Annotated in this window: 2 protein-coding genes; both read left to right on the forward strand. The window is 68.5% G+C overall.

What is annotated here, in order from left to right:
- The coding region (locus MVA01S_RS29135; protein WP_169801785.1) for a LuxR C-terminal-related transcriptional regulator at positions 1–910 on the forward strand (910 nt) is incomplete at its 5' end.
- Between the two features lie 161 nt (positions 911–1,071).
- The coding region (locus tag MVA01S_RS29140) for a (Fe-S)-binding protein (RefSeq protein WP_060941810.1) at positions 1,072–3,475 on the forward strand (2,404 nt) is incomplete at its 3' end.

Consider the following 3,475-nt stretch of genomic DNA (forward strand, 5'->3'; position numbering starts at 1 on the left):
CGCCGCAGCCGCGGCGGCCCGGTCGGGCGCGGTACCCGAGCCGCACCGCCGCGACGCGCTGTGGGCCGCGGCGCTGCAGACCGGGGTCGCCCGGCGTACGGGCGACAGCGGTGCGATGCAGAAGCACTGGTATTCGGCCGTCGAGGTGCTCGCCGAATGCTCGGTCGACGTGTTCATGGTGCTGCCGGTGGGCGAACTGTGGATCGCCGCGGCGCGGATGCGCCAGGTCGACCGGCTGCGCCACGTCCTCGACGAGCTGTTCGCGCTGCTCGGCCGGCTCGGCGATCCGGCGCTGTGGGCGGTGCCGCTGCACTGGGCCGGCGTCCACGCGGGCATTCTGAGCAACGCGCCGGAGGCGGTCGCCCCGCACGGACAGGCGCTGACCGCCGCGGCGCCCCACTCCCCGTTCGCCCGCGCGCTGGCCACCGCGGGGCGGACCTGGCTCAAGGTGCTGGCCAACCAGGTCGAGGTGGACGACGTCACCGCCAGCACCCGCGCGCTCACGCAGTTCGGCCACACCTGGGACGCGACCCGGCTGGCCGGGCAGGCCGCGCTCCAGACCGACGACCCGCGCATCTCCCAGGCCATGCTGCAGCTGGCCCGCGACCTGAAACACACCGTCGCGGCGGACGCGCCGGACACCGCAGCCGACAGCGGATCCGTGGCGGTGACGCCATCGCCCCCGCGGCCCGCGCGTCCCGCCGCAGCACATCTGTCCGATCGGGAGCGCGAGGTGGCCGAACTGCTCCTGCAGGGCCTGCCCTATCGGGACATCGGGTCGCATCTGTTCATCTCGGCCAAGACCGTCGAGCATCACGTGGCCCGAATCCGGCGGCGGCTGGGCGCCGAATCCCGCTCCGAGTTGCTCTCGATGCTGCGCGCACTGATGGACTCGCCGGACCGCGCCTGACCGCTCCGATCCGCGGGTTAGGACAGCCACCCGCGGGTTAGGACAGCCTTTGTAGCGCCGTTTCCCCGGCGGATGTAACTATGAGCAGGCACCGAGCTAAAGTTACCGACCAGTAACATACTGTAAGTTACCCGCGGGTAACAAGAAAACCGGAGGCACGCGTGGATACGCAGATGTTGATCAGGATCGTCGCCGGGGTCCTGATGATCGCGGTCGTCGGCGTCTTCGCCGTCAAGCGCGTCCTCTTCCTGACCAAGCTGATCCGCTCCGGGCAGCCCCTCAGCGAGGGCAACAACCGCAAAGACGACCTGAAGAAACGCATCACCACGCAATTCGAAGAGGTCTTCGGGCAAACTCGCCTGCTGCGCTGGTCCATTCCCGGCATCGCGCACTTCTTCACGATGTGGGGCTTCTTCGTCCTGGCCACCGTCTACCTGGAAGCGTTCGGCCTCCTGGTCGACCACGACTTCCACATCCCGCTGGTCGGTCGCTGGGATGCGCTGGGCTTCCTGCAGGACTTCTTCGCCGTCGCGGTGCTGCTCGGCATCATCACGTTCGCGATCATCCGCATCGTGCGCGAACCGAAGAAGCACGGCCGCGACTCCCGGTTCTACGGCAGCCACACCGGCGGCGCCTGGCTGATCCTGTTCATGATCTTCAACGTCATCTGGACCTACGCGCTGGTCCGCGGTGCAGCCGCCGTCGTCGGCAACCTGCCCTACGGCAACGGTGCGTTCTTCTCGCAGGCCATGGGCTGGATCATGCGTCCGCTCGGGCACACCGCCAACGAGTGGATCGAGACGTTCGCGCTGCTCGGCCACATCGCGGTCATGCTGGTCTTCCTGCTGATCGTGCTGCACTCCAAGCACCTGCACATCGGCTTGGCGCCGGTCAACGTCACGTTCAAGCGCTTGCCCAACGCGCTGGGCCCGCTGCTTCCGGTCGAGTCCAACGGCGAGCTCATCGACTTCGAGGATCCCGCCGAGGACGCGGTGCTGGGCCGCGGCAAGATCGAGGACTTCACCTGGAAGGGCTACCTCGACTTCACCACCTGCACCGAGTGTGGCCGCTGCCAGTCCCAGTGCCCGGCCTGGAACACCGGAAAGCCGCTGTCGCCCAAGCTCGTGATCATGAACCTGCGCGATCACTTGTTCGCGAAGGCGCCCTACATCCTCGGGGAGAAGGAGAGCCCGCTCGAGAACACGCCGGAAGGCGGCCTCGGCGAGGAACTGCGCGGCGAGAAGCACAGCGAGAAGCACTCACACGAGCACGTGCCGGAGTCCGGCTTCGAACGCATCATGGGCTCGGGTCCCGACCAGGCCACCCGGCCGCTGGTCGGCACCCTCGAGCAGGGCGGCGTCATCGACCCGGACGTGCTGTGGTCGTGCACCACGTGCGGCGCGTGCGTCGAGCAGTGCCCGGTCGACATCGAGCACATCGACCACATCGTCGACATGCGCCGCTACCAGGTGATGATGGAGTCCGAGTTCCCCGGCGAGCTCGGCGTGCTGTTCAAGAACCTGGAGAACAAGGGCAACCCCTGGGGCCAGAACTCCAAGGAGCGCACCAACTGGATCGACGAGGTCGACTTCGACGTGCCGGTCTACGGCAAGGACGTCGAGTCCTTCGACGGCTACGAGTACCTGTTCTGGGTGGGTTGCGCCGGCGCCTACGAGGACCGTGCGAAGAAGACCACCAAGGCCGTGGCCGAGCTGCTCTCGGCGGCCGGGGTGAAGTTCCTGGTGCTCGGCGAGGGCGAGACCTGCAACGGCGACTCCGCCCGCCGCTCGGGCAACGAGTTCCTGTTCCAGCAGCTGGCCGCGCAGAACGTCGAGACCCTCAACGAGCTGTTCGAGGGCGTCGAGCGGGTCGACCGCAAGGTCGTGGTCACCTGCCCGCACTGCTTCAACACCCTCGGCCGCGAGTACCCGCAGGTCGGCGGCAACTACACCGTGCTGCACCACACCCAGCTGCTCAACCGGCTGGTCCGGGACAAGAAGCTGGTGCCCGTCACCTCCACCGACAGCAGCCCGAGCGGTCAGGACATCACCTACCACGACCCCTGCTACCTCGGCCGCCACAACAAGGAGTACTCGGCGCCGCGTGAGCTGATCGGGGCGTCGGGCGCGAAGCTCACCGAGATGCCCCGGCACGCCGACCGCGGCCTGTGCTGCGGCGCCGGTGGTGCCCGGATGTGGATGGAAGAGCACATCGGCAAGCGCGTCAACACCGAGCGCACCGAGGAGGCCATCGACACCGGAGCCTCGGCGATCGCAACCGGTTGCCCGTTCTGCCGCGTGATGATCACCGACGGCGTCGACGACGTCGCCGCCACCCGCGACATCGAGAAGGTCGAGGTCCTCGACGTCGCGCAGCTGCTGCTCGGCTCGCTGGACAAGAGCACGTTCACGCTGCCCGAGAAGGGCACCGCGGCAAAGGAAGCCGAGGAGCGTGCGGCCCGCATCGCGGCCGAGGCGCCGGCCGAGGTCGCCGAACCGGAGGCCGAGGCGGCCGAGGCGCCGGTAGAGGCCGCCGCACCCGCTGAGGCCGAGGCCGACAGCGCCG

Source organism: Mycolicibacterium vaccae NBRC 14118 = CIP 105934 (assembly GCF_001552715.1).
In the GTDB taxonomy this organism is placed as follows: domain Bacteria; phylum Actinomycetota; class Actinomycetes; order Mycobacteriales; family Mycobacteriaceae; genus Mycobacterium; species Mycobacterium vaccae.